The 1,543-nt window shown below is 67.7% G+C and carries 2 protein-coding genes; one reads left to right on the forward strand and one right to left on the reverse strand.

Annotated elements, in window-relative coordinates:
- Positions 1-188 precede the first annotated feature (188 nt).
- Positions 189-1,226: an LLM class F420-dependent oxidoreductase gene (locus ACRDUX_RS39765; RefSeq protein ID WP_526422879.1), complete on the forward strand. Its 1,038-nt coding sequence runs from the start codon at positions 189-191 to the stop codon at positions 1,224-1,226.
- Here the strand turns inward: ACRDUX_RS39765 and ACRDUX_RS39770 are convergent.
- On the reverse strand, positions 1,219-1,543 hold a 325-nt coding region (locus ACRDUX_RS39770), incomplete at its 5' end, for a nucleotidyl cyclase domain-containing protein (RefSeq protein WP_526422881.1). The genes ACRDUX_RS39765 and ACRDUX_RS39770 overlap by 8 nt on opposite strands.

The raw sequence follows: 1,543 nt of genomic DNA on the forward strand, positions 1-1,543 counted from the left end.
CCCCAACTGGCATACGCCAAGATGGCTTGCGTCGTGAGGTTCAATGTGTGATCTACGGGCGGCATGGTGCGACGGTATGACCCAGCTCACCTGGTGACGAGTTACCCGTGGATGATTTTCCTCCCCCATACGGTGGACATCGCCGCGACGCGGTCATCGGTCGTGTCAGGTCGTGTCAGTCTGGCGTCATGTACGTCGACGCCAACATCGGCGGGTCCATCGATGGAACCGGTGGTGCCGACCGCGCGGTGCTGACCGTTCAGCTCGCGGCGGCCGAGCGCCTCGGGTTCGACGGGGTCTGGTCCACCGAGGTGAGCCGAGACCCGTTTCTGCCGTTGATGATCGCCGCGGACAAGACGTCGGCCCTGCAGTTGGGTACCGCGATCGCCGTGGCGTTCGCCCGCAGCCCGATGACCATGGCCGTGGCCGCCAACGATCTCAACACCTACAGCGGCGGGCGATTCGTCTTGGGCCTCGGTTCCCAGATCCAAGCGCACATCGAGCGCCGGTTCGGCATGCCCTGGTCGGCGCCCGCCGAGAGGATGCGCGAATACATTGAGGCGCTGCACGCGATCTGGCAGTCCTGGCAGAGCGGGGAGAAGCTGGACTTCCGCGGCACGCACTATCAGCACACGCTCATGACCCCGATGTTCAACCCCGGGCCCAGCCCATTCGGGCCGCCCCGGGTCATGGTCGCCGCGGTCGGTCCGCACATGACCAAGGTTGCCGCCGAAACCGCCGACGGTCTGCTGGTGCACGGCTTCACCACGCCCCGCTATCTGCGCGAGGTGACCCTGCCCATCATCGAATCCGGTCTGCGGGCCTCGGGGCGCACCCGTGCGCAGTTCACCGCGAGCTATCCCGGGCTGGTCGCCACCGGAGGCGATGATGAGTCCTTGGAGGAGGCCATCCGACAGGTGCGTCAGCAGATCGCGTTCTACGGCGCCACTCCCGCCTACCGCAAGGTATTGGACCTGCATGGCTGGGGTGACCTGCACCTGGAACTGCACCGGCTGTCCAAGCGCGGTGACTGGACGGCGATGTCGGAACTCATCGACGACACCGTGCTGCACAGCATCGCCGTCGTCGGGGATCCCCGCCACGTCGGTGCTGAGATCGCGCGACGGTTCGGCGGATTGGTCGACCGGTTCACCCTCTACACGCCCTATCCCCTCGACGACGAGGTCCGTGCCGTCCTCATCGAGGCGCTGCACGGCGCTACCTGATCGCACCGCCCGTGCGGCGCACCGATGCCAGCGGTACCGGCCCGCTGACGCCCTTGAGGTCGTGAGCACCCAGCGCCGACCACTCCAGTGCGTCACGATCGGCCCCCGCGCCCCGGCCGGTGACCGCGTCGCGCAGCGACGTGGTCGTCACCACCGAACCTGGACGCGCCACGTCGGTGAGCCGGCTGGCCAGATTGACCGGACTGCCATACCAGTCGCCGTCGTGGCTGACCGCCCACCCCGTGGCGATCCCCGCCCGCAACCGCGGCAGCTCCCGCCCAGCGGCCAGGGACAGCAACTCCAACACGACGTGCAAC

This window comes from Mycobacterium sp. (genome assembly GCF_050701675.1).
Classification (GTDB): domain Bacteria; phylum Actinomycetota; class Actinomycetes; order Mycobacteriales; family Mycobacteriaceae; genus Mycobacterium.

Bases quoted from the DNA above. Each gene is read 5' to 3' on its own strand.
- ACRDUX_RS39765 (WP_526422879.1), top strand. From the start codon at position 189: ATGTACGTCGACGCCAACATCGGCGGGTCCATCGATGGAACCGGTGGT.